Annotated in this window: 1 pseudogene; it reads right to left on the reverse strand. The window is 59.6% G+C overall.

Going from position 1 to position 408, the window contains the following annotated elements:
* Positions 1 to 242: pseudogene (locus EN852_RS35595) on the reverse strand (GGDEF domain-containing protein); the annotation flags it as partial.
* Between the last annotated feature and the right edge of the window lie 166 nt (positions 243 to 408).

Genomic DNA, 408 nt, shown 5'->3' on the forward strand with positions numbered 1-408 from the left:
GCGGCGGCGAGTTGCGCGTGGCCGCAGGCAAGCTCGCGATGCGCATTCTGCAGCCGGTCGCTCTGCCAGAACCTACTGGCGCTGGCTGCCCAGGCGACCACGAGCGGGCAAACCGTCGACGCCAGCCAGACGCTGCGGCTCATCGGAAAGCCCATTGCCGGAACGACAATCAGGGTCAACAAAAGCGAAGCAGCGACCGAAGCGAACGCCACGGCAGCGGCCCTCAGAAATATGCGACTCATCACTTGCTCCCAGCGGAAAGCTTGTGTGCCAGCAAGCGTTAAAGGCGACCTTTCCGGGACATCTAAAATTTGAAGTGAGACGCCATTTTCACACTTCGCGACGCGTATAAGTTGTGGATAAGTCCGGCGTCGGCATGCCATAAGAAACCTATGACAACGACACCCG

Origin of the sequence: Mesorhizobium sp. M2E.F.Ca.ET.209.01.1.1 (genome assembly GCF_004010375.2) — a bacterium.
Lineage (GTDB): Bacteria > Pseudomonadota > Alphaproteobacteria > Rhizobiales > Rhizobiaceae > Mesorhizobium.